The sequence below is a fragment of the Halobacteriovorax sp. DPLXC-1 genome (genome assembly GCF_036903125.1).
GTDB classification, from domain to species: Bacteria; Bdellovibrionota; Bacteriovoracia; order Bacteriovoracales; family Bacteriovoracaceae; genus Halobacteriovorax_A; species Halobacteriovorax_A vibrionivorans.
Window position 1 is genome coordinate 593785 of sequence record NZ_JAYMCO010000003.1, and the last position, 22851, is coordinate 616635.

Annotated in this window: 26 protein-coding genes; 16 read left to right on the forward strand and 10 right to left on the reverse strand. The window is 35.8% G+C overall.

Annotated features, from left to right (window positions below; all coding sequences use genetic code 11):
* Complete coding sequence (gene rluF, locus VCM44_RS12875; protein ID WP_334679036.1) at positions 1-930, reverse strand: 23S rRNA pseudouridine(2604) synthase RluF; 930 nt, start codon at positions 928-930, stop codon at positions 1-3.
* Positions 931-1075: 145 nt separating this feature from the next.
* Here rluF and VCM44_RS12880 point away from each other — a divergent pair, with 145 nt between their 5' ends.
* Entirely contained in the window at positions 1076-1561 is a 486-nt protein-coding gene (locus VCM44_RS12880; RefSeq protein ID WP_334679037.1) for a hypothetical protein, read from the forward strand.
* A gap of 38 nt (positions 1562-1599) precedes the next feature.
* Positions 1600-2766: a hypothetical protein gene (locus VCM44_RS12885; protein WP_133296916.1), complete on the forward strand. Its 1167-nt coding sequence runs from the start codon at positions 1600-1602 to the stop codon at positions 2764-2766.
* On the opposite strand, the gene VCM44_RS12890 is transcribed toward VCM44_RS12885, so the two are convergent.
* The 5 genes from VCM44_RS12890 to VCM44_RS12910 all read right to left on the reverse strand — a co-directional run bounded on the left by VCM44_RS12890 (position 2763) and on the right by VCM44_RS12910 (position 7372).
* Complete coding sequence (locus VCM44_RS12890) at positions 2763-3203, reverse strand: methylglyoxal synthase (RefSeq protein WP_115361166.1); 441 nt, start codon at positions 3201-3203, stop codon at positions 2763-2765. The two genes, VCM44_RS12885 and VCM44_RS12890, sit on opposite strands and share 4 nt — an antisense overlap.
* Positions 3204-3240: 37 nt before the next feature.
* Entirely contained in the window at positions 3241-3594 is a 354-nt protein-coding gene (locus VCM44_RS12895; protein ID WP_334679038.1) for a hypothetical protein, read from the reverse strand.
* 152 nt (positions 3595-3746) lie between these two features.
* The gene (locus VCM44_RS12900; protein WP_334679039.1) at positions 3747-4700 is read right to left on the reverse strand and encodes a hypothetical protein; all 954 of its coding nucleotides are present in this window, start codon (positions 4698-4700) and stop codon (positions 3747-3749) included.
* An 81-nt stretch (positions 4701-4781) separates the two neighbouring features.
* A complete protein-coding gene (locus VCM44_RS12905; protein WP_334679040.1) occupies positions 4782-5612 on the reverse strand; it encodes a LysR family transcriptional regulator in 831 nt (276 codons plus the stop codon).
* An 11-nt stretch (positions 5613-5623) separates the two neighbouring features.
* Positions 5624-7372, reverse strand: a complete 1749-nt coding sequence (locus tag VCM44_RS12910) for a hypothetical protein (RefSeq protein WP_115361159.1) — start codon at positions 7370-7372, stop codon at positions 5624-5626.
* Positions 7373-7627: 255 nt separating this feature from the next.
* Here VCM44_RS12910 and VCM44_RS12915 point away from each other — a divergent pair, with 255 nt between their 5' ends.
* The 12 genes from VCM44_RS12915 to VCM44_RS12970 all read left to right on the forward strand — a co-directional run bounded on the left by VCM44_RS12915 (position 7628) and on the right by VCM44_RS12970 (position 17251).
* Positions 7628-7825, forward strand: a complete 198-nt coding sequence (locus tag VCM44_RS12915) for a hypothetical protein (protein ID WP_115361157.1) — start codon at positions 7628-7630, stop codon at positions 7823-7825.
* A gap of 90 nt (positions 7826-7915) precedes the next feature.
* Positions 7916-8209: a hypothetical protein gene (locus VCM44_RS12920; RefSeq protein WP_115361155.1), complete on the forward strand. Its 294-nt coding sequence runs from the start codon at positions 7916-7918 to the stop codon at positions 8207-8209.
* A 98-nt stretch (positions 8210-8307) separates the two neighbouring features.
* Positions 8308-9354, forward strand: a complete 1047-nt coding sequence (locus tag VCM44_RS12925) for a methyltransferase domain-containing protein (protein WP_334679041.1) — start codon at positions 8308-8310, stop codon at positions 9352-9354.
* Positions 9355-9659: 305 nt separating this feature from the next.
* Complete coding sequence (locus VCM44_RS12930; RefSeq protein ID WP_162929542.1) at positions 9660-10358, forward strand: class I SAM-dependent methyltransferase; 699 nt, start codon at positions 9660-9662, stop codon at positions 10356-10358.
* Between the two features lie 16 nt (positions 10359-10374).
* On the forward strand, positions 10375-10572 hold the full coding sequence (locus VCM44_RS12935) for a cold-shock protein (protein WP_115361149.1): 198 nt from the start codon (positions 10375-10377) through the stop codon (positions 10570-10572).
* A 257-nt stretch (positions 10573-10829) separates the two neighbouring features.
* Entirely contained in the window at positions 10830-11630 is an 801-nt protein-coding gene (gene ygiD / locus VCM44_RS12940) for a 4,5-DOPA dioxygenase extradiol (protein WP_442905011.1), read from the forward strand.
* An 18-nt stretch (positions 11631-11648) separates the two neighbouring features.
* Positions 11649-12500, forward strand: a complete 852-nt coding sequence (locus VCM44_RS12945) for an SDR family oxidoreductase (RefSeq protein WP_334679043.1) — start codon at positions 11649-11651, stop codon at positions 12498-12500.
* 108 nt (positions 12501-12608) lie between these two features.
* The gene (locus VCM44_RS12950) at positions 12609-13610 is read left to right on the forward strand and encodes a C4-dicarboxylate TRAP transporter substrate-binding protein (RefSeq protein ID WP_115361145.1); all 1002 of its coding nucleotides are present in this window, start codon (positions 12609-12611) and stop codon (positions 13608-13610) included.
* Positions 13607-14068, forward strand: a complete 462-nt coding sequence (locus VCM44_RS12955) for a TRAP transporter small permease (protein WP_334679044.1) — start codon at positions 13607-13609, stop codon at positions 14066-14068. Before VCM44_RS12950 ends, VCM44_RS12955 begins: the two co-directional genes overlap by 4 nt.
* Entirely contained in the window at positions 14068-15348 is a 1281-nt protein-coding gene (locus VCM44_RS12960; protein ID WP_120404395.1) for a TRAP transporter large permease, read from the forward strand. Before VCM44_RS12955 ends, VCM44_RS12960 begins: the two co-directional genes overlap by 1 nt.
* A gap of 7 nt (positions 15349-15355) precedes the next feature.
* Positions 15356-16153, forward strand: a complete 798-nt coding sequence (locus VCM44_RS12965) for a tetratricopeptide repeat protein (RefSeq protein ID WP_334679045.1) — start codon at positions 15356-15358, stop codon at positions 16151-16153.
* A 168-nt stretch (positions 16154-16321) separates the two neighbouring features.
* Positions 16322-17251 carry a hypothetical protein gene (locus VCM44_RS12970; protein WP_334679046.1) on the forward strand — a complete coding sequence of 310 codons (930 nt, stop codon included), beginning with the start codon at positions 16322-16324 and terminating at the stop codon, positions 17249-17251.
* Between the two features lie 277 nt (positions 17252-17528).
* Here the strand turns inward: VCM44_RS12970 and VCM44_RS12975 are convergent, their stop codons facing one another.
* From VCM44_RS12975 to VCM44_RS12985, 3 genes are all read right to left on the reverse strand, one after another.
* Entirely contained in the window at positions 17529-18074 is a 546-nt protein-coding gene (locus VCM44_RS12975; protein ID WP_334679047.1) for a hypothetical protein, read from the reverse strand.
* A gap of 245 nt (positions 18075-18319) precedes the next feature.
* Positions 18320-19297 (reverse strand): LLM class flavin-dependent oxidoreductase, encoded by a 978-nt coding sequence (locus VCM44_RS12980; protein ID WP_334679048.1) that lies wholly within the window; start codon positions 19295-19297, stop codon positions 18320-18322.
* Positions 19297-20355 (reverse strand): alkene reductase, encoded by a 1059-nt coding sequence (locus VCM44_RS12985; protein ID WP_334679049.1) that lies wholly within the window; start codon positions 20353-20355, stop codon positions 19297-19299. The genes VCM44_RS12980 and VCM44_RS12985 overlap by 1 nt, the downstream gene beginning before the upstream one ends.
* A gap of 90 nt (positions 20356-20445) precedes the next feature.
* Here VCM44_RS12985 and VCM44_RS12990 point away from each other — a divergent pair, with 90 nt between their 5' ends.
* Positions 20446-20754, forward strand: a complete 309-nt coding sequence (locus tag VCM44_RS12990; protein ID WP_115361135.1) for an ArsR/SmtB family transcription factor — start codon at positions 20446-20448, stop codon at positions 20752-20754.
* Here VCM44_RS12990 and VCM44_RS12995 read toward each other — a convergent pair.
* Positions 20751-21725, reverse strand: a complete 975-nt coding sequence (locus tag VCM44_RS12995) for a hypothetical protein (RefSeq protein WP_115361133.1) — start codon at positions 21723-21725, stop codon at positions 20751-20753. The genes VCM44_RS12990 and VCM44_RS12995 overlap by 4 nt on opposite strands.
* Positions 21726-21964: 239 nt before the next feature.
* Between VCM44_RS12995 and VCM44_RS13000 the strand changes: the two genes are divergently transcribed.
* Positions 21965-22789, forward strand: coding sequence for an HNH endonuclease signature motif containing protein (locus tag VCM44_RS13000; protein WP_115361131.1), 825 nt, complete (start codon positions 21965-21967; stop codon positions 22787-22789).
* Positions 22790-22851 lie beyond the last annotated feature (62 nt).

Genomic DNA, 22851 nt, shown 5'->3' on the forward strand with positions numbered 1-22851 from the left:
TTACTTACGACGACGATGCTTTCCTTTTGCATTCTGCTTTCGTTTCTCTTCGCGCTTAGTTGTTTTTCCACTTAAATTAAATTCTTTATCAAGTTCTTTAAAGAGCTTGTCGTATTTACTCTTTTTCTTTCTACGCTGTTGCTGTTGTTGTGGCTTTTTCTTAACTTGGGCCTTAGGGGCAGACCTTTTTTGAATGCGGTGATCTTCTGAAGAAGAGCCTTCAATTAATTTATAAAGAGATGCAATTTCTTGATCGTTGAGCTCTCGCCAATCACCAACTCCAAGTCCATCAAGGCCTATATTCATAATACGAATACGGTCTAGCTTTGTTACATTATAGCCAAAGTATTCACACATTCTACGAATCTGACGATTTAGTCCTTGAACGAGAGTGATTTTAAATACCATCATGCTCATTTGTTCGACTTTACATTTTTTCGTCATTGTTCCAAGAATTGGAACTCCACCGGCCATGCCATTAATAAATTTATCATTGATGGGCCTATCAACGGTAACGACATATTCCTTCTCGTGGTTATTTCCTGCACGAAGAATTTTGTTAACGATATCACCGTTATTAGTTAGAAAAATTAAGCCTTGTGAGTCTTTATCAAGTCGGCCAATTGGGAATACTCTCTCAACATGGTTGACGTAATCGACAATATTATCTTTTTCGCTACTCTCTGTTGTGGAAACAATTCCACGAGGCTTATTTAAAGCAATAATAATTTCTTTTTCTGCAACTTTTGGTTTTACAACCTGGCCTCTTACTTCTACGACATCGCCTTCAAATACACGATCTCCAATTTCAGCAAGCTTGCCATTTATCTTTACGATTTGTTGTTCAATTAGGTCATCAACTTCACGACGTGAGCAGATTCCACTTTGACTAATATATTTATTAATTCTCATTGAATTATTATTTTCCATGCCAGTTATTTAACATATTTTTAACTCATAAATATAGTTTAAGACGATTTATTGCTATTTTTTGAGTAAAAGTTACATTTCACTAAGTTAAAGGTGAATTATTTAATCATTCTGATACATTAGCCTCCAAATTCTGGGGGGAATTATGAAAATCTTAATTACTTTTGCTATGTTAGTAGCAGCGTCACAAATTTATGCGCAAATTCATTGTAATGATCTTAAATCTGTAAAATTACGTCGTTTTGACTTTAAAACCAAGCCTTATCAGGCAAGTGATGTCTATGCCGAAGTCTCTGGTGGGCGAATTGAATATACATATCGCTATCAAGATAGAAGGGGAATGGGACCAGGGCAGCTTTGGGCCAATGAACGAATCACTGGTACAAATATTTTCTATGATAAAGATAGGGGGCGTTGTAATGCTGCTCCAGGCTTTCGCTTTCTTTGCAAGTTTGATCCTATTATCGCTTATGATACTGCAAAGGTTACATATAATGAGAAGTCTCGTGAGCTTAAAATTGTAGAAAAGCGTATTAGTACTTCTCGTTTAAGTGAATGGGAGTTAGAAGAGGCCTTCTATGATTCACCAGCAGATGGAATTATTGTTTTCAAAAATTGTAGAGAATACTAACTACTAGTAGCTTCTATTTTATTGTGCTATCTAAGCCCATGAGCAAAAAGAAGAAGTCCGGTATGGCATTACAAGGTGTAGGAATTGCACCAAATATATTACTTCAACACGTTGAAAACACGGCCCCTTTCTTATTTAAAGGTGAGCTAGATACATCAGGTGAGAAAAGGGCCTTTCTAGAAAAGCTCAAATTCTACAAGAAGAATTTAAAACAGCTAAATAATATTAATCTTGCTGAATACTTCCACATTTGTATCAGTGCTCATTGGGCAACAGCTGGTACTTTTGTTCCAACCGATGTGGATAACCAAATCCGTGAGACTCTTTGGAAGCATGGGCATATCTCAAAGCATATAGAGAAGATGGCCCGTTTAACGATTGAATCTTGGACTTGGGATTACTCTCAAGTAACTAGTCGCAAAGCCTACAATAACGATAATAATACAGTCATGAGTACTCATGAGGGAACATGGCTAAGTGTTGCTATTGGTGCTTACTGCGCTCTTGTTAAAAATCGTAAGACTGAACTTGCCTGCGATATGGCCGATGTCATTTTAGAAGAGATTAAAAAAGAAGAGCTTATTATGCTAAAGCTTCGTGAGGAAAGAGATCATATCAATTTCCTTAGAGCGGCTCCTCTTATGGCCCACAATTTTGGTGATCTTGACCGAGTTATGGTTCAGTGGAATATGGACCCTGAAGATGCCTTCTATAAGCGAATCTTTAAGCTTGGGCACCAGTTAAATGAAAATTATGATCCAATTCTAGTTTACACTGGAAAGGTAAATAAAGAATTCTCTTCAAAAGAAAATCACCGCCATATGGCCATGAGACAGCCGAAGTGTCTTAGAAAATCATCTCAGTTCTTAATTCCAGTTGGACCATTTATGGATGACTGGGGAAAGGTTCTAGGTGAAAGTGATCTTCTTTCTATGGAAGAGAAAGCTGAAATTGTAACGGCATTCTACGACGGCTATAAGAGACAAGATGAGGCTTTCGGCTATATTAGGGGCTACAAGAACCTTATTGAATCTATTGATGGTGGCCTTGCTGCCCTTGAGATGTATTTACCATTTGACCTTGTTGCTGAAATGAAGAAGTCTGAGTTTAGTACTCTTGCCAAAGTTTCACGTGAAGAATTTGAAGATAGCTACAAGAAGCGTCTTGAAGAATATATTTGTCCTGTTACAAATATGAAGTTCTAATTATAACTTTTTCGAGCATTTGTGTAATTATTTAAAACCGTAAGCTTCTTGTCGTACTTACTTTCCATAAGAGGAGAGTTAATAAAGAAGTCTGCACTAGTTTGATTACAGGCCATCGGAATATTGTAGAGAGTTGCAATTCTAAGAAGCGCTTTAATATCAGGATCGTGGGCCATGGACTCAAGAGGATCCCAAAAGAAAATAAGCATATCAATTTTGCCTTCAACAATGGCCGTTCCTATTTGAAAGTCACCACCAATAGGTCCACTTAGAAACTTTTCAATAGTAACACCTAACTTTTCTTCTAAAAGCTTACCTGTTGTACCTGTTGCACAAAGTTTATGTTTTTGAAGCTTTTCTTTATGTTCTAAGCTCCATTGAATAAGGTCATTTTTTCTATGGTCATGGGCCACTAAGGCTATTGTTTTCTTTGTCATAGCCTTAGTTTATGCCCACTATTTAATGAAGTAAAGCTTAGGCGACCCTTGGTCCTGATAAATTTTGTGCTAATGAATTACTAAACCTCTCTCTTTTCCACTTCAAAAGTTGATCATCAATTTCATCTTCTAGAAGTTTGAAAGTTAGATAAGGTGTATGGGCAACTTTCTTTGCATAAAACTTCTTACCATAGGACTGGATTGTCAGTTGTCCGATATAATTCGTCTGGTGTTTCTTGAAATCAAGTTTATAAGAACTACTTACTGGGCATCGATCCATGAGCCTATCAAGTTTTTGTTTAATCTTTTGATACTGGTTTTGATTGAGTTCAATACCAAAGTAAGAAACCATTGGTTGCATCGAAAAACCCGAGTTACTTTCTTTAAACATAAAGCCTCCTTGATACTGTTGTAATGTAAAAAAGATTCTTTAGAGGTGTAAATTCAGTAGGTTACCTCTCGATAATACTATGGTAGCAAAAAAATAGGAGTCAAGACAAGATGAATTTTTTTTCGTCATTTTAAATATTTAAGCCTTATTTATCATAAGGGGATTTCTGAACTCATATACTGAATTATACGATGATAAAGTTCACGCTTTGATAGATAAACTCTTTTTCCTAGGAAATATACAGAGGGAAGCTCTATGGATTCTTTATGAATAAGCTCAAAGAGCGCTGATTTTAATTCTTCTTTTTTATAAAGCTGAGAGTTAAATTTAATTTCACTTTCAAAAAGATCGCTATCTTTATCTTCTTGTAAACTCCATTTAAATACTTTCGTAGGATTAGTACTGATATGATGATTTGTTTTGGAAAAAGTTGATGACTCAATGTAAGAGAAACCTTTTATATCGGCCCTGTATAGATAGAATAATCTTTGAAAACCTTCCTGAGTTTTAATTGCATTTTGAAAAAGCGCCCTTTGATCCATTTTCTTATATAAAAGAAAAGGAAATGAACTACCTATCTCAAGAGGGATCGCAAAGTATTTATTAAAATACTGATGACGAAAATCATCTTCTTGTCGATAGCTAAACCTTTTTGAATGATAAACATCACTATCGTTATTCTTACAGTATTTTAAATTTAATTTATCTTTTATTTCATTTATATTCTTTTTATCGACTCTTATTGTTGTGTAGAGACTTTTTTCAGAACATGAGTCTTTAATTAAATTTTCAAAGCTAGACGTTGAATATCCCTCGTTAATACTCTTTGTTTCAAACTCAATTTCGATGAAGTCACCAGTATTCTGATTTGATTTGATAATTATTCGTTTTGAAAGTCGACATTGTGTTAATTTAAAATTGATGTCTTCACCAATGATTGGAAAGATACCATTTGCTTCCAGCTTCTTAATATTTATCGATTCACCGACAATAACTTCCGATATCTTATCTGTTAAGCCGTCACAGTGATTATTGATAACCTCATTATTTCCATATGAATGAAATGAAAAAATAATTAGTAGCAAGATAATTTCAAGTCGCTTCATGGATAAAGTCCTCATTTTTATTTTATGGCGACTTATTCTTAATTGCTTCTTGTAGAATTACTAGTGAATAAAAAGTTAAGGCTAATAGGTTGATGTTTTAAGAATTTCTATGATTTTTTTACTAACTTTATTTCGATGTTTTTCAGGACGGTAGATAAGACAAATTTCATCTTTAAAGATTGGCGCAGTCTTTAGTTTATTTAAAGTAGGGTACTGAGCAGCAACTCTTGATGGAAGAAGGCCATAACCAAGTCCCAAGGATGTGAGATTGGCAACAACTTCTAAGTTTGCTGAATTAATATGGCCATCAAAATCAATTTCCTTGGCAATTTTTTTTAAGATATATTGTGACTGACTAAGACTGGCATCAAGTATCAGTTTGTTTTTTGCATTCTTTAAATGAAAGATCGATACTTCATCAAGACATAGTTTTTTTATGACAAGATCTGGGTGTTTTATTGGATTGACTACAATACCAAAATCAGCTTCCCAGCTAATGACCTTTTCTGTCATTTCTCTTGAAAGACCGTGAATAAAATTAAATCCTATATTAGGGTATTCTTTTTGAAGCTCTGGCATAAAGCACTTAAGGGAGTAAAGTGCTACAGATGGATGAATTGCAAAAGTATAACTTCCTTGAGCAATATCTCCTTCTGAAGATACTAAGTTCTGGGCCTCTTCCCATTCAAAGATTAGCTTTCTTGAACGTTTTAAAAACTCTTCACCAAGTTTGGTTAACTGGATACCATTCTTAAGTCTTATAAGTAGATCGCCTCCAAGCTCTCTTTCTAATCGCTTAATGGCATAGCTTAGGGCCGGTTGTGATATTCCGATTTTCTCTGAGGCCCTTGTCACATTCAAGGTCTCACTAACGGTAATAAAGTATTTGATATCATCCAATATTAACGACATTATTGATTCCTTTAAAATCGAAACTCACTTTCGAGTCTATATGTGGTTCCGTGTGATTCTGTTTTTCCGATCTTTAGTCCCAAGCTAAATCGATTGTCTCTACTATTTGCTTTTAACTTAAAGTAAGTTTCTTTTTCGTGGCCTGTGGTCCAGTAACCAGTTTGACCAGAGATAGGGCGACTTGTTCCTAACTGAAAAGAGAAAAGATCATCACCGGATCTCACTTCAGCATTGAAGTCCATCGTTGAACCATTTTGTTTTAGGTAGAGTGTGTTTTCTAAAGTAAGGGTATACTCATCAGAAATCGGTGTATTTAATTGATTTTTTATTGTTGTACCAAGATAGTGAAGTGAATGGTGACTTTCATTTCTGATATCATCTTTCATAATAGAGGCATGTGCAGTAACAATTCCTCTCCATGTCATATTTGCAAAATTACTTTCGGCATATAGAGAACTGGCAAGCATATGATGCTCACTTCTAAAGTAGTCACCATCTAGTGCATCGATCTCATTATTTTCATCGAGTTTTTCATTTGAGTAATCTCCTTTTCCCATCGAACCACTAACGAGTACTCTTGTATCAGCATATATATTCTTTAAGAAACCAAAGTCAGTCTTTCCCGTTCTAAGTTGTGCTTCTATGCCACCAAAGATACCTATACTTTGACTGTGAAATTCACGATGCTTCAAGCTTTTTCTGGAATGATATCCTGTTGCTCCTGCATTTAGTGTTAAATGTTCAGTGTCTCTTCTAAGAGATACACCTGCTCCAAGAGTATTTAATCCCGAAGCATTATCTGAATAGAATGCAGTTGCAGTAAAAATACCTTTAGTATAATCAACAGAGCTAAAGTTGATACCATCAAATTTAGAGCCAGGTGAAGATAAGTTATTATCGAAGCCTAGTACCTTATTTAAAACATAACCTAATTCAGTTGATAGACGATCGTGAGGTGTTCCGTCAGCATTAAATATGCGATAACTAATTCCAAAGTCAGCAAGACTTGAATCTTGAGATAGTCCTTGAGCACTTTGCGATTCATTAATTCTAACTTCTCCATAATTTAAGCTAACGATTCGATCCTTATTATCAGGATCTTGCGCAATAACCATGGCATGGCCATCTCCAGCCGTTGCATAGGCGAGTATATATGTTTCACTAATACCTAGGTCTTTAAGGACTGTTGCTTGTGCTACCGCGATATCACGGCAAACACCAGCATCATACCCATTTCGTTGTGCTCTATAGATTTCGTCTTGTGAAACAATTCCATCTGGGTCGCGGTCGTGATCATAGTGATTGTTCATCATATGGCCCAGTATATGTCCGATATAAATTTTTTGATTGAAATTCATATATTCTTTCGCTTCTGAAAGAATATTTTGTCTTTCTAGTGAGTCATCTGCAGAGATAACGAGACCGGCAACGACATTTGAGAAATATACTTGTGCGTCTTTTTCTCCAAATTGATTCTGTGATTCATTATAGATTTCATCGAGATCACGCTGATGGTATGTCGTGCAATTATTTTCAAGGCAATTAACAATATTGCCAATAATAAATTCACGATACTTAGTTTTAAACCAATATGAGCTTTCATTATATTCACTATTATAAGTTAATTCCTTGGCGTCATATTTAATTTGATGATCTTGATAGAATGATTTCTCGATTGTGAAATCAATGTCTGCAAATACATTCAGACTGCATAAAAATGTTATAAATAGGATCTCTCTCATTCCTGTAATTAAATGCAAAGAAGATGCCAGAAGTTGAACGTCATTTATAATAGATATGGCATCTTGGCCGTGGAATTTTGTACGGCCGCTTAAAGTTTAAGCATTTGCTTATCTGAAGAAAATATTGCTTATCGAATTAAAGTTTTACATGGCAAACTTTAGTGTTGTGATTTCAGTAAGATATACAGTTAAACTTAATTAAAACATAAACTAATAAAAAGTTCTTAAGTATCTGAAAATATTAGACGAGAAGTCAGTTATTAAGGGAGCTCGATGAATTTACTTGTTTTTTTTATTCTATTTACGTTTGCAAACTTATTTCTATTTCTAGCACTCTATCAGGCTTTACGTTGGTATAAGTCGATTAATAAGAAGCTAGCTGTCTTAGAAGAGATAACTATGGAAATGGCCGAGCTGCAAAAGAAGTTTTCCAACTTTAAAGTTGAGGACAATTATTTAAAACATAATTAAGATTGCTGTTTGTTTCTTCATGCAGCAGTAAACCCCAAAATTGCCTTTTCGGTTTCTCGGCCGAAAAGGCCTTTTAAAGGATACAATAGTTTGAGAGGACTTTTTCATATTTCTATTTTTCTGATTCTTTTAACAAGCTGTGCATCTAAAAATATGAACTTAGATGAAGTGGCAATTGTCGATGATGTTAATAATAATTGTTCGGCAGTAGCAAATTTCTCTGCAACGGGCTTTAGTATCATGCCGTTTGTCGCTACGTCTTTGGCCGAGGATATATTGCTTAGTAAAGCTGAAGACTTTCACGTTAATCGTGTGGTGATAGACTCGAAAGAAGGAGTTTTTAGAGTCAACCTCGAGGCAACAGGCTACTTCTGTCGAATCTAATTTACTTCATCACTGTTAGAACGTAAGATATAGTCATCAATAATAAATAGGCTCATGCATAGCAACCATGATCGTATTAGCATCAAGGTAAAAGCTAAATGAATCTTTCAAAAGAAACTTTTCTAGGACTACTAGAAGGCAAGAACCCTAGTACTCTAGAATTAGGGCCTATTCAACTTGCACACCTCTACATTAATTCGGCATTTCTTGTCACTGTCACAGGTTTTCTTAAGGATCAATTATGGCTAAAGCGTCAAGATGAACGAGATATTTCGTACTGTGATTTTATGACTCCACTTTTTTCAAACGACTTATTAAGAATATCTTTTTTAAAAGATTTTTTAATTGCTAGTGGTGAAACGAATTTAAAAAAGGTGGCCAAGGACTCAAAAGTAATTGAAGAAAATGTTTTAAAACAAATTCTTAGCGCATGTGAGGTCTCTCAAAAAGAATTTGTTATTGAGTCTTTAAAGGAGATGAGTCTTTATTTCTTGGCCGAAGAAAAGGCCCAAGAAGGACGACTGCAAAGTCTTGGTCATAAGGGACCTGATCTTTATCGTACATTTGATAATCTCGATGATCTCTTTAACCTCAATTACCAATTAGATCGAGATATGGTTTTTGATTCTACTATTAAAGAGAGGCTGTATGCAGGAGCTGGTGTAGGTGTTCAATCTGGCTATTCTACAATCTTATTGGCCATGGAGAATATGCAGTTAAAGCAAGGTGGGAAGGTTATTGATCTTGGATCTGGTTATGGGAGAGTTGGATTAGTGTGTTCTCTTTTGCGTCCGGATGTCGATTTCATTGGTTATGAATTTGTCCCTCATCGGGTTGAAATATCAAATATAGCTACAAAGGCTTTTGGCCTTGAAGAGAATTTAAGCTTTCAAGTACAGGATCTGTCACTGGCCTCTTTTAAGATTCCAGAAGCCGATGTTTATTATCTCTATGATCCTTTTACTAAAGAGACATATCACTATGTGCTAGGGCAAATTGTGGAATATAGTAAAGATAAGGAGATAACTATCATTACAAAAGGTAATGCTAGGGGCTGGCTTATGGATATTGCAGAAGAAAACTCTTGGCCTAGACCTGTAATTATCGATGAAGGTAATCTATGTGTATTTAAAACAAGCGAATAAGTATAATTGTAAGTTGTTGAAATTGTATTGTTTAGGTGAATGGATATAAAATTTTAGTGTAAAGATAACCCGTAAGTCGCGTTAAATACTTTAATTTGTTGCCCTGTGTGCAGAAAGTCGGTATAAGGAATTAATTGTATTTGATTTTTATAGTTAGTTCCTTGTTTATCTTAAAGTTCCTTCCTATTTTAATTCGATGTGCAAAATTATTAACTCGGCAGAGAATTAAAAGTATTTGTCTATTAAACATTTAGAGTAAGTTCATTATTAAGACGCAAACTAAGACCGAGCTGTTATGTGAAAAGGTGAGAAATCCTAGAACATATATGCTTGATGAGAATATTCACCCTCGCATTCACGCCAAAAATCTTGATCGTGAGCTAGGTTATAAAATCACAAAGATTGAAGAAAAGCTTTCTCAAAAGTACCGCGCTTATTATAAAGATGCAGATGATTCAAGTCGTAAGCAACATTACGATGGAACACAGACTTGGATTGGGTTACACCCTCAAGCATTACAAACTCCATATAATCATTTATTTGATGCCCTTTATTTATTAAAGGATTACAACATCCACAAGATTGTTGATATAGGTGCTGGCTATGGCCGCATCGGGCTTGTTATGAGCTCAATTTTTCCAGAAGCTCGCTTTATTGGATATGAAATTCTAAAACAAAGACAAAGAGAAGGTAATCGCGTCTTTGAGAGAATGGAATTACTTAATTGCGAAATACTCTTGGAGAATGTTTTAGAAGAGGACTTTGTTCTACCTAAGGCACAGGTTTACTTTATTTATGACTTCAGTGAGATGCAAGATATTTCCGACATCTTAGATGAACTTGTAACTCGTATTGATGACTACAACTTCTTTCTTATTACAAAGGGGGAGAGAGTGGATTATTTAATCGAGAAAAAATATAAGCAATTTTGGATGGCAAATGGTTTTTTAAGTTCAGGTGAACTTAAGATATATAGTTCGATCACAGATCTAACAAAATTTTAATAGCTAGGAGAAAATTATGGCTACAGGTACAGTAAAGTTTTTTAATGATGAGAAAGGTTTTGGATTTATTAAGCCAGACGATGGTGGACAAGATCTTTTCGTACATATCTCAGGTGTTGAAGGTAACACTCTTAGAGATGACGAAAAAGTTGAATTTGAAGTAGGTGAAGGACAAAAAGGTCCATGTGCTGTTCAAGTTAAATCTCTTTCTTAATTTAAGAAGAATTTAAAAAGAGGGGCCTATTCTTGGCTTCTCTTTTTTTTCCTATTATTTCAATATTTTACATTCTTTTTTAGCGTTCCTTTGTGGCAACACTAGGTTGCATATTTGTAGTCTTTTGCAACATGTGATTTTTGGTAATAATTAAGATTATCACCGGCCAGGAGACTGCTATGATGAAACTTGGAAGACGCCAAGCTATTACAGGAATTCTTTTTGGCCTAGCATCAGCAGTGCTTGGGAGAAAGTTTATGACAACTAAAAAAGAAAGAATGCCAGCAATATTTTTAGGTCATGGATCACCTATGAATGCCATTGAAAGTAACGACTTTACAAAAAAATTAGAAAAATTAGGACAGGGACTACGTCGTGATTATTCAAGACCAAAGGCCGTGCTTATGATCTCGGCCCATTGGGAAACTGAAGGAACTTGGGTTACCGGAATGGATCATCCAAAGACAATTCATGACTTCTATGGTTTTCCAAAAGCATTATATGATGTTCGATATCCTGCAGATGGAAATGCCAGCTTAGCTGATGAGATTGCTAAGGCCATAAAAAAGCCTCGAGTTAATATTGATAAGAAGCAGTGGGGTCTTGATCATGGAACATGGTCAGTTTTAAAACATATTTTTCCTGAAGCGGATATACCAGTTGTTCAATTGAGTCTCGATCGCAATCAGTCGTATGAATATCACTACGAACTTGGAAAAAAGATAAGGTTCTTAAGAGATGAAGGTGTCATGATTATGGGAAGTGGGAATATTGTACATAATTTAAGAATGATGAGTCGTAAGCATCGATACTTAGGCCTTGACTGGGCCATCGAGTTTGATGAATGGGTAAAAGATAAACTTCTTAAAAGAGAAGATGCTCCGCTAGTGAGTGATGCCCTTAAGACTCAAGCTGGTAAATTTAGCATTCCAACAGATGAGCACTACCTACCTCTTTTATACGTTTTAGGTTCTAGCTTAGAAGAAGATAAAATTACATTTGATTATGAAGGCTTTGAACTTGGTTCATTATCAATGAGATCAGTTCGTTATTATTAATAATTATTGGAGGAAAATATGATCGCTTTAACAGGAGCTTCAGGCCAACTCGGTCAATTAGTTATAAAGAATTTATTAGATAAAGGTGTAAAACCAAAGTCGATTGTTGCCATTGCACGCTCAACAGATAAACTCGATGAGTTTGCCAAAAAGGGCGTACAGGTTAGGTATGGAGACTATGAGAAGCCTGATAGTCTTAGATCTGCTTTAGAAGGAGTTGAAAAATTACTACTTATCTCATCAAGTGAAGTAGGAAAAAGACTTTCACAACATCAAAATGTCATTGATATTGTAAGAGATTCTTCAGTGAAATATTTAGCCTATACAAGTATTCTCGAAGCAGACAATTCACCATTAGGACTTGCTGAAGAACATCTTGCTACTGAAAAACTAATAAATGATCTTGATATTAAGACAACAATTTTAAGAAATGGTTGGTATTCAGAGAATTACACAATGGGAATTCCGACTATATTGGAGCATTCTGTTGTTCTCGGCTGTGCTGGAGAGGGGAGAATATCATCAGCTCCAAGAAATGATTATGCATTGGCCGCGGCAAACGTTTTAACAGATGATGGCCATGCTGGTAAGGTATACGAATTAGCAGGTGATACTTCTTATAATTTAAGTGAATTTGCAACTCTAATTGGCGAGCAATATGGAAGAGATATCTCTTATAAGAATATGACTCAAAGTGAGTACAGAGACGTTTTACTTCAGGCAGGTCTTCCTGAAGTGATTGCGGATATGTTGGCCGACTCAGAAATTGGCGCCTCAAAAGGAGGACTTTATTCTGAAAGTAAGGATTTATCGAGATTAATCGGTCGTCCTACAGAGTCAATGAAAGAGACCATCAAAAGGATTGCTTAATTCATATATGAAGGGGGTGCTAAGCATCTCCTTATTTTCTTAAATCTTTCTTGGAAATCTCTCTAAACAAGTTATAATTGTCTTATAAATGTCAATGAGAGAGTTTTTATGAAGTTGATTTTCATCTGTGCATTACTATGCATAATTTCTTGTCGTCCATCTGAGACAAAAGATCCATCAAAGTTCAAAATAAAATTACGTTTAAGTCATGTCTTTAGCCCTAAAGAAGACTTAACTCTTTCAATGGATAAAGTTGCTAAACGAATTGATGAAAAAACGAATGGAGCGGTGAAAATTTTAACTTTTCCCCAAGGCCAAATTGCAACTTATAAAGATGGAGTGGAGCTTGTTGCTAGAGGTGCCCATTTTATTTCTGTGGAAGACCCTTCTTATATTGGAGACTATGTTCCTGAGTTCACTGCCCTTGTTGGTCCAATGCTTTATAATAGCTATGATGAATACACTGAGCTGATAAAGACACAGATGGTTAAGGATTGGGCCAAGAAATTAGAAAAACAAGGAATTAAAATACTTTCACTTGAATATATTTTTGGATTTAGGAATCTTATTACGGATAAGGTTGTAAGAACCCCTGAGGACTTAGAAGGAGTAAAACTTAGAACTCCTGGAAGTAAGCTCTTTATTGAGACTTTAAATGCAATGGGGGCAACTGCAACACCTCTTCCTTGGGGGGAGACATTTAGTGCAGTTCAACAGGGGGTTGTCGATGGACTTGAAGGATCGGAATTTACAAATATTAGTACAAAAGTCTATGAGACAGGAAAAAAGAATGTAGCACTTACAAAGCACTTTTTAGGTGTCTGTGGTGTTTATATTTCAACGGAAGTCTGGGCAAAGATTCCTGTGAAGTATCAAAAAATCATACAAGATGAATTTGACTTTGAGGCACGTGAAATGATTAATCTTTTAAAGTCTAAACACTCAAGTGTTGTTAAAAAACTCGAGTCTCATGGGGTTAAATTTAATGAAATAGATCGTGCTTCATTTGAGAAAAGAACGAAGAATGTATTTGAAAGCTTACCTGGAGTAAATCTTCAAATGTATAATAAAATCCAAAATGAGCTTAAAAGTATAAGAGAGCGCATATGAAATTATTTCTAAAAAACTTTGAAGAGATTATTAGCGGAAGCTTTCTTATTATAATGGTTTGCTTAGTTATTTTGAATGTCATCTTACGATATCTTTTTAATTACAGTATATACTGGGCGGAAGAGGTCTCAACGATATGCTTTGTTTGGTCTGTCTTTGTTGGTGCTAGTGCCGTCTATAAAAATAAAATGGATATAGGAATTGATGCTTTAATTGTAAGACTCTCACCAGAAAAAGAAAAGATTGCTAGAACTGTTGCTCACTTACTTACCATATTGATTAACGGCTATATCTTCTATCTAAGTATTGTCTTTACATTTATTGCATACAAGAAACCAACTGCTGTTCTAGGCATAAGTTCAGCTGTTTATAATAGTGCTCTTATCTTTGGCTTTGGCCTTATCACTTTTCACTCCATTAAGTTTTTAATTGAAGATGTAAAGGGGAGGAGAGCATAATGGAATACTTACCTGTAGCAATTGTTTTCATTCTTTATTTTTCTAGCTTACCAATTGCCTTTGCTCTATTTGGCGCATCGATTTTCTATTTCACATTCATGGATGCGGGAATGCCAACAGACTTAGTCTTACAAAAGTTTATTACTGCAACAGCATCATTTCCACTCTTAGCAATCCCATTCTTTGTCATGGCAGGGTCTGTTATGAACTACTCCGGAATTAGTGCAAAGCTTATGCAAATGGCCGATGTGCTTACCGGTCATCTAACTGGTGGCATGGCCCAAGTTAATGTTGTTCTTTCTACATTTATGGGTGGCGTTTCTGGTTCTGCCAATGCTGATGCGGCCATGCAAAGTAAGATCCTTGTTCCACAAATGCAAGAACGTGGCTATAGTAAGGCATTCTCTGCTGCTATTACTGCTGCTTCATCGGCTATCTCACCAGTCATCCCTCCTGGGATTGTTCTTATTATATATGCACTTATTGCTCAGGTTTCAGTAGCTAAAATGTTTGCTGCTGGTTATGCTCCTGGCCTAATTATGGCCGCCGCACTTATGATCACAGTGGCAATTATTTCAAAAAAACGTGGCTATAAGCCAACTCGTGAAATAAAGGCAAATAGTAAAGAAATTGCCATGCAGTTTATTGATTCAATGTGGTCTCTTGCGCTACCATTTGGAGTTATTCTAGGACTACGATTTGGTCTATTCACTCCAACGGAAGCCGGAGCAATCGCCGTCTTAGCATCTGTCCTAATTGGTATTTTCATCTATAAGGAACTTAAGAAAGAACACTTTATCCCTATTATGAAAGATACAATCTATGGAACGGGAACTGTTGTTCTTATTATTGTATCGGCTTCTGTATTTGGTTATTACTTAAATTGGGAACAGATTCCTCAACGACTTACTGAGGTCCTACTAAGCTTAACTCAAAATAAATACGTTATGCTTGCTATTATGAATGTCCTTTTATTAGCAATGGGGATGTTTCTTGAGGGTGGTGCTGCTCTCATTATCATTGCGCCACTTGTTGTTCCTGTGGCGACTCAGCTTGGTATTGATCCAATTCACTTTGGCGCGGTACTCATCGTTAATATTATGATTGGTGGGGTAACGCCTCCTTTTGGCTCCATGATGTTTACGACTTGTTCCATTACAGGTGTCACAATAGGTGAGTTTGTTAAAGAGATTTGGCCATTCATTATTGCTTTACTGCTAACATTGCTTTTAGTGACGTATTGGCCAGCCGTTGTTTTATTCTTACCAAACTTATTATAGGAAAATTATGAAAAAGGTTATTTTAAATATTATTCTTTTCTTTGTCGGTGTTCTTGTTGGAAAGTTCTTTTTTTCAGAAAAGAATATTGAACAGAAAGAAGTTATAAAGGTTGTGACAAAGGAAGTTAAAGTTCCCTCTTTAAAAATTAAAATCGATGATAAACCAAGGGCCAAAGTAGAAGTAGATAAGAATAGTTATACCAATCGAATTGATAAAAAAGATATTGAAGTTAATAGGCTTTTTGATAAAATTGCTAGCTTTGATTCTTACGCAGACCGTGAAATAAACATGGATGTTATTACTCTTTATGAAGAGATTCTTCGAATCAATCCTACAAGTAAGAAAGCTCTCTCAGAATTTTCTAATTACTTAATTGCTAAAGGTCATATGAATGAAGCGAAGCGAGTTTTAGAAGATTGTTTAAAGTCTCATCCAAATGATGAATTATGTCTTGGAAACTATACATCGTATGGCATTCACGATGGTGATAATATGGCAATTGATGAAAGTATCAAGACATGTTTAGTAAGGACCCCTCATAATGCAAAATGCATTCACAATAAAGGAAACTCATTGTTGAGACAAGGGCAGTATAAGTCTGCAGTAGAAACTTTTAAGTTACTTTTGAATCAAGATGGACCTAAAAGTAAAATTATTTTTCATAAAGAAATTGTTTATTATAGCATTGCAAATGCATACAGGGCCGCGAACGATCTAGTAAATGCAAAAGAATACTTTAGAATGGCCTGTGATGAGGGAGAAGAATACTCTTGTAAAATTCTTGAGGATTTAAATAAAAAGTAATTATTCTTTGACTTTAATCCTTTAAGAGGATAATACTTTTGCATTAATCAATTATCCAGGAGGTAACCATGGAAAATACATTTATTTTCACAGTTAGAGCTTCTTGGAGTCTTAAGAAATAATTCTTCCAAAGCTCTTTTATTAATTTTATTTTAAAAGAGGATATTAATGACTATTAATAAATTAGATACAAAGGCTTTCGCTTTGGCCTTACTGGATACCTATAATTTTAATGGGTACGGTATCGACAAAGAAGTTGCAATTAAGGAGCTTCAAAGAGAAATTGAAGAAGATTTTATCGATTTAAATACTGAAGAAACGAAACTTGCGCGCTGGCAGCGTTTTAAACGTGAGGGCGTATCGCTCCAAGACTTTAGTGAGAAAGTTTTAAACTTAGGTGAGAGTCGAAAAGTAATTTATGGCATTAGGCATATGAATGGGAATATCAATATTCCATTTATTAATTTAATTGCTAACTTTTCTATTTCATCAAAAGAAGATGCATTAGAAATTTACAAGAATATTTGTGATGAGTTCAAGAACTTCTCACCAAAGTTCTTAAGCTTCTTTAGTGCTCAAAAGATTGAAGCTGATTTTTACGGTGATACTTATATGTGTGCTACGGCCTCTACAATGAAGGCAAGGGATCCATGGAATTCTGAAGCCGAGATCGATCTAATAAGAGTTGAGGATGAGTCTTATTATGCATGGTATGAAAAGGGTTATGCTCAATTTAATAAAGATGTTCCTGAATTAGCATACAAAGTGCGAGCTAATAGTCGAGAGGTTATGAATGAATCTTTAGACGAAGAGTTACTTTATTATGCTTTCTATCAAGGAAGGCGTATCGGTCTTATTGCAGCGGTAAGAAGTAAACTCTTAGGACATGATGGATTTTATTTTAATGAGATCTATCTAGAAAAAGAGTTTAAAGGCAAAGGATTGGCAAAGGCACTACAGAGAATCTTTGTCGCAAAATTTGCATCAGATAATCCAATCGTTTGGGGAACTATTGATGCAAGTAATTTGCCTTCATATAAGACTGCGTTTTCAAATGGAAGAAGACCAATTCGATTTGAATGTTTTGTTAAGCTATAAATCAAATAAGAGGTGTCATGATATGGCACCTCCTTCCTTTACTATTTCACAAGCTAGGGTTCTAATACTTATAACTTTTATTTTTGCTAGCTGCCCAGACTTAGTTGGAGCATGGCAAGGACCATGTGATCGAGAGGGGAATTACTTTCACAACTCGAGAATCTGTAAATTTCAGAGAACCTTTTTCTAAAATGCCGAGAGCTGTTGCCCTCGACATTGTCGTAATATATATCGCTAAAATAAGATATCTAAACATCGTGCTGACTATCTACTGTCGTTATTTAGAATCGTAGTAAAAGTCTTCAAATAGGATTGTTAGTTCAGTGTTCGTACCCTCTCTGTCTTCTGAATCAATATCGCATGTTATCTCGATTTTTTCATCTTTATAAACAGATAGAACACTTAACGTTCCTACAAAACGATAATCCATGTAAGATGGATTGTAGATATGAGCATCTAGATTTGATGCAATAACTGTAAGCTTTGAATAGTTGTCATGCGCTTTGTGCTCGAGCTTTAGTGTATAGCCTTTTCTTTCAAGACCTGTGAATGGATCGATGAATGTTTTATATTCTAGGTTGTAGTAGATATTCTCAAGTGCTCTTCCATCAAATGAAATCTCACTATAGAAGCTTTCTTTTGTATAATTAGAAGAAATCTCAGTTACGATTAATCTTTTTTTACCATTGCGGTCAGAACATACTGTTCTTTTTTCAACGACAGTGTATACTTCGTCTTCGTAGTAATCGCCACCATCATATGATGCGAAAGTTGAATTAGTTGTGAATAGAAGTGAAATAAGTAGAAGTAGGGAATTCTTCATTTTGTTCTCCAAGGAAAAAGTTTTACTTGGAGAATTATTTAGTACGGATAAAAAGGTGCTATGTCAAACTTAAAGTGAGTAATACTTTTAATTATTACTTGTATCTCTCATAATTACATAGGTTTATATGAGGGGGACTAATTTGAAAAAAGTTGTGTTTAATATTTTCATTTTTATTGTCGCAGTCTTTGTTGGAAAAATTCTTTTTTCAGAAAAGTTTTTTAAAACAAAGGGTGCATGGCACCCTATAACTCAGATAAGTACTTAAGAGATCGAATTCGTTTTTCAACATCATAGATTGATGTGACGACCATCAGTTCATCAGGTCGATAGCGAGTGATAAAAGTTTCCAGTTTTTTCTTAACGGTCTCTTTCGATCCAACAAAAGAGAAGTGAAGCATATGCTTTGCCATCATCGCTTCTTCAGGAGACCAATAAGTATTGATATCTTCAATTGGAGGAGAGAATTTCTTTTTAACTCCACGTCTAAGGTTAGCAAAAGATTGCTGTTGGCTTGTTGCTAAATACTGTGCTTCTTCGTCTGTGTCAGCGATAATAATATTTACCCCTAACATAAAATATGGCCTTTCTTGATGAGGTGAAGGCTCAAAGCCAGCATGATAAAGATCTAGTGCATCTTGAAGAGCATCAGGTGCAAAGTGTGAAGCAAAAGCATAAGGAAGACCTAAATGAGCTGCTAGCTGCGCACCAAATGTACTTGAACCTAAAATCCACAATGGAACTTCGCTTGCGTGTCCTGGAGTGGCCACAATTGGATCATTACCACTTTCTTTTGAAAGGAGTCTTTGTAGCTCGACGACATCTTTAGGAAAGTTGTTTGAGCTTTGGGCCGTAGTTCTTAAGGCCTGAACAGTCATTTGATCAGTACCGGGAGCACGCCCAAGGCCTAGATCAATTCGTCCAGGATATAATGCTTCAAGAGTTCCAAATTGTTCCGCAATAACTAGGGGAGAGTGGTTCGGAAGCATAATCCCACCAGCTCCAACTCTAATTTTTTTCGTTTGGGCAGCAAGTAATCCAATAACAACAGAAGTTGCAGCACTGGCAATGGCCGGCATATTGTGATGTTCAGCAACCCAAATACGATTAAATCCAAATTCCTCAACGGCCTGTGCTGTCTTAACAGAATCATTGTATGCATCGCTTAGTTCTTGGCCTTCATTTACAAAGACCAAGTCTAATAATGATAGCTTTGTCTGCATTATAATTCCTCTAGTGTTGGGTAATCTGTGTAGCCAACTTTATCTGGCCCATAGAATGTTTCAAAGACTGGCTCATTAAGAGGAGCATCTTTTTTAAATCGCTCTACTAAATCAGGATTTGCAATGAATGGAACACCAAATGAAATAGCATCGGCAATTCCATCATTAAGGGCCTTTTGTGCCGTTTCTTTTGTAAACTTTTGATTGGCAATAAAGACACCATCAAAGTGTTTCTTTAATTCTGGAAAAAGACTTCCATCATCAAGTGGATCACGTGTGAAGACAAAAGCAATGTCTCTCTTATTGAGTTCTTCTACAACATAGCTAAATAGTGATAAGGGATCAGAGTCACCCATGTCGTGACTATCGCAACGAGGAGCAAGGTGAACGCCAACGCGATCAGCGCCCCATACTTCAATGAGTTCATCTGTGATTTCCAGCAAAAAACGCACTCTGTTTTCAATTGAGCCTCCATATATATCATCTCTCTTATTTGTTGAGTCTTGTAAGAATTGATCGATTAGGTAACCATTGGCAGCGTGAATTTCTACTCCGTCAAATCCAGCTTCCTTAGCATTTATGGCCGCTTGTTTATAGTCTTGGACGATGGCCTTAACTTCTTTTGTCTCTAATGCTCTTGGTGTTTCAAAATTTGTGATAGGTCTAACCTGTGAGACGTGACCCTCTGGCCTAATAGCACTTGGAGCAACAGGTAATTCACCGTCTAAGAACATTGGATGGGAAATTCTACCAACATGCCAAAGTTGCATAAAGATTTTTGAACCTTTCTCTTGAACAGCTTGAGTAATTTTCTTCCAGCCGGCAATTTGCTCTTTTGACCAAATTCCTGGTGTGTTGGCATACCCAACAGCTTTTTTTGTTATAGCAGTGGCCTCCGTTAAGATCATCCCAGCTCCTGCTCTTTGTGTATAGTATTCAAGCATAAGTTCATTTGGGACTCTTTCAACTCCAGCTCTTGCACGAGTAAGAGGGGCCATGATGATACGATTCTTTAATTCAAGGTGACCTAATTTTATTGGGGAAAATAAATCTGGCATATGTACTCCTAAAATTATAGTTAGATATTTATCAAACAATAGACCCGCTCTTGAAAAAAATCAAGCAATTTGTTAGAATTTTATCTAACAATGAAAAAACAAGAAATAACACTCGATAAGATATTCAAATCACTAGGTGACCCTATAAGAATGGGGGTCATAAAGCAGCTTATTATTTATGAAGAAGGTTGTGGTGATAAAGAAATGACATGCGGCTCGTTCGATTACTGTGTTAATAAGGCCACTTTTTCACATCATGTTAAAAAGCTTATTGAAGCTGGGATTATTTGTGAGCGCACTGAAGGGGTAAAGAAGTACCTCTTTTTAAACCCAGATATTAAAAAGAAATATCCGGGCCTAATTGAGACTGTGAAAAATAGCTGTTTGCCTTGTGACTAAAACCTATGTTCAATACTAAGCATCCAGATTGGATTATCGTCAGTATATTCAAAGAATTCTTCATTATCTTCTCCATATCCTTGAGAAAATCCAGTCTTAATCCTAAAGCCTTTATATTCGTAGAAAACTCCTCCGTAAGCGTCACCTCCAAAGTTTCCGTCGCCATGTGCATTACCTTCTAAAGATAACTCCATTCCAAAACGATGACTTCCTCGTTCTATTAGAACTTTATTAGCTTCTAGTAAGAAGTAGACACGAGATCCTTTTCTGATACTGACAAGTTCAACACCTGTTTCTAATGTAATTCGATCTAGTTCACACTTACAATCATATTGGTTTGTATCGAGTTTAACGACCTTTCCAATTGCTGCTTTGGCCGTGACAAAGACATCATTTGTGTCACCTAATTGATTATCGTACATGGAAGTTGTTTCTGGCGTTAAGTTGTTGTGCTTATAAACATGCCATCTTCTTTGCTGACCGATAGCACCCCAACCACCATCGTCACTATTATTGAATTTCCCAATCCCAGCACCAACTAGGATATAGCTCTTATTGTCATACATCTGTGCATCGAGAATATCATCCCAAGTAATGTCAAGCTTTGTTACTTCATTGAATACTTGTGGATCATTTGGAAAGAGGTCTTGACCTTCTGGTGTGACATCTTTTGTGTATATTTTAGATGAAAGAGCGATCTTCCATGTTTCATTTTCTTTAATGATTGCATTGTCAGCACTTGGTGATATTTCAACTTCAGCTCCAAGCCCATGTGTGTAGCCATGGTCATCATCAACGTAGAAGAGTGAAGGCATTAGGTTTAAAAAAGGATTATCGTTATCCATTTGAATTTTTGTTTTCACATGGGAGCGATCTGCATATAGCTCTTTTTCAATATCGGTCATTTCTGCAAAGGCCTGTGTACTGATTGCACATAGTGAAAAAGCTAAGGCAAGCTTAGTAAACTTCATGGTTGTCTCTCTCGTTATTGTTTTCTTAAATATAAGGGAAAAAGGCCTGGACCATGGCCAGATTGTATTATTTTTATTTAGTGTATAGTTCATAAACGAAACAATTGCGCGAGGCGCATGTAAGTTATTGGAATTAAAGACTGTTTAATAGAGGGCCATAAGGCCATTCTAATACTATTAATTAGATTTTTTTCATATTTTGCATTGTTTTAACGTTTTAAGACCGATACCATTTTCCCATGAAAAAAACACACATCGCGGCTTTAATGATTTTGATTTCAGGAATGACTTTTGCAACTTGTGATCAAAGTAAATTCTACTCAGGACTTCCAACCCATCTTTCAGGTTATGAGTTCAAATCAAAACTATCTAATCTTCTAACGAAGACACATCGTAGTCTTTCTTATGATGATCTTCACCAGGCTTATACGAGATCTGATCGTGATAAGACATATGATGGTGATAATACAATTTTAGATATGTATTCTGAAAATCCAAATGGAAGAGATCCATATAAGTTTAGGGCCGGTCAAAAGAAGTGTGGCCAATACAGAAACGAAGGTGATTGTTACAATCGTGAACATTTATTTCCACAAGGTCTCTTTGGTAAGAGAAGACCAATGAAAACAGATATATTCCATGTTTATCCATCAGATGGAAAAGTGAATGGAATGAGAAGCTCGTACCCATTTGGTGAAGTCGGTGAAGCAAGATGGATTTCAGAAAATGGATCAAAACTTGGAAGAAGTAAAGATCCAGCATATCGCCGTACAGTGTTTGAGCCAATTGATGAGTTCAAGGGTGATATCGCTAGAGCAATGCTTTACTTTGCTGTTCGCTATGAAAGTCGAATTCCAAGCTTTCGTTATAATGACATGACAGATGGTTCTAGAGATCAGACTTATAGCACATGGTTTTTGAAAACACTTTTAAAGTGGCATAAGCAAGATCCAGTAAGTGAGCATGAAAGATATCGAAATGATCAAGCATGTCGATATCAGAAAAACAGAAACCCATTCATCGATCATCCTGAGTGGGCCTTAGCAATTTGGGAAGTTCAATAGACCAATGCTAAAAATCATCTTAACTCTTATTATAACATTTATATTTCTTGTACCTTTCTTCT

What these genes read in the sequence shown, in the direction of transcription:
- VCM44_RS12880 (WP_334679037.1), top strand. Translation starts at nt 1,076, where the DNA reads ATGAAAATCTTAATTACTTTTGCTATGTTAGTAGCAGCGTCACAAATT.
- VCM44_RS12990 (WP_115361135.1), top strand. Translation starts at nt 20,446, where the DNA reads ATGAAAAAACAAGAAATAACACTCGATAAGATATTCAAATCACTAGGT.
- VCM44_RS12955 (WP_334679044.1), top strand. Translation starts at nt 13,607, where the DNA reads ATGAAATTATTTCTAAAAAACTTTGAAGAGATTATTAGCGGAAGCTTT.
- VCM44_RS12925 (WP_334679041.1), top strand. Translation starts at nt 8,308, where the DNA reads ATGAATCTTTCAAAAGAAACTTTTCTAGGACTACTAGAAGGCAAGAAC.
- VCM44_RS12885 (WP_133296916.1), top strand. Translation starts at nt 1,600, where the DNA reads ATGAGCAAAAAGAAGAAGTCCGGTATGGCATTACAAGGTGTAGGAATT.
- VCM44_RS12975 (WP_334679047.1), bottom strand. Translation starts at nt 18,074, where the DNA reads ATGAAGAATTCCCTACTTCTACTTATTTCACTTCTATTCACAACTAAT.
- VCM44_RS12985 (WP_334679049.1), bottom strand. Translation starts at nt 20,355, where the DNA reads ATGCCAGATTTATTTTCCCCAATAAAATTAGGTCACCTTGAATTAAAG.
- ygiD (WP_442905011.1), top strand. Translation starts at nt 10,830, where the DNA reads ATGACAACTAAAAAAGAAAGAATGCCAGCAATATTTTTAGGTCATGGA.
- VCM44_RS12970 (WP_334679046.1), top strand. Translation starts at nt 16,322, where the DNA reads ATGACTATTAATAAATTAGATACAAAGGCTTTCGCTTTGGCCTTACTG.
- VCM44_RS12900 (WP_334679039.1), bottom strand. Translation starts at nt 4,700, where the DNA reads ATGAAGCGACTTGAAATTATCTTGCTACTAATTATTTTTTCATTTCAT.
- VCM44_RS12950 (WP_115361145.1), top strand. Translation starts at nt 12,609, where the DNA reads ATGAAGTTGATTTTCATCTGTGCATTACTATGCATAATTTCTTGTCGT.
- VCM44_RS12915 (WP_115361157.1), top strand. Translation starts at nt 7,628, where the DNA reads ATGAATTTACTTGTTTTTTTTATTCTATTTACGTTTGCAAACTTATTT.
- VCM44_RS13000 (WP_115361131.1), top strand. Translation starts at nt 21,965, where the DNA reads ATGAAAAAAACACACATCGCGGCTTTAATGATTTTGATTTCAGGAATG.
- VCM44_RS12995 (WP_115361133.1), bottom strand. Translation starts at nt 21,725, where the DNA reads ATGAAGTTTACTAAGCTTGCCTTAGCTTTTTCACTATGTGCAATCAGT.
- VCM44_RS12965 (WP_334679045.1), top strand. Translation starts at nt 15,356, where the DNA reads ATGAAAAAGGTTATTTTAAATATTATTCTTTTCTTTGTCGGTGTTCTT.
- VCM44_RS12945 (WP_334679043.1), top strand. Translation starts at nt 11,649, where the DNA reads ATGATCGCTTTAACAGGAGCTTCAGGCCAACTCGGTCAATTAGTTATA.
- VCM44_RS12980 (WP_334679048.1), bottom strand. Translation starts at nt 19,297, where the DNA reads ATGCAGACAAAGCTATCATTATTAGACTTGGTCTTTGTAAATGAAGGC.
- rluF (WP_334679036.1), bottom strand. Translation starts at nt 930, where the DNA reads ATGGAAAATAATAATTCAATGAGAATTAATAAATATATTAGTCAAAGT.
- VCM44_RS12890 (WP_115361166.1), bottom strand. Translation starts at nt 3,203, where the DNA reads ATGACAAAGAAAACAATAGCCTTAGTGGCCCATGACCATAGAAAAAAT.
- VCM44_RS12905 (WP_334679040.1), bottom strand. Translation starts at nt 5,612, where the DNA reads ATGTCGTTAATATTGGATGATATCAAATACTTTATTACCGTTAGTGAG.
- VCM44_RS12935 (WP_115361149.1), top strand. Translation starts at nt 10,375, where the DNA reads ATGGCTACAGGTACAGTAAAGTTTTTTAATGATGAGAAAGGTTTTGGA.
- VCM44_RS12960 (WP_120404395.1), top strand. Translation starts at nt 14,068, where the DNA reads ATGGAATACTTACCTGTAGCAATTGTTTTCATTCTTTATTTTTCTAGC.
- VCM44_RS12895 (WP_334679038.1), bottom strand. Translation starts at nt 3,594, where the DNA reads ATGTTTAAAGAAAGTAACTCGGGTTTTTCGATGCAACCAATGGTTTCT.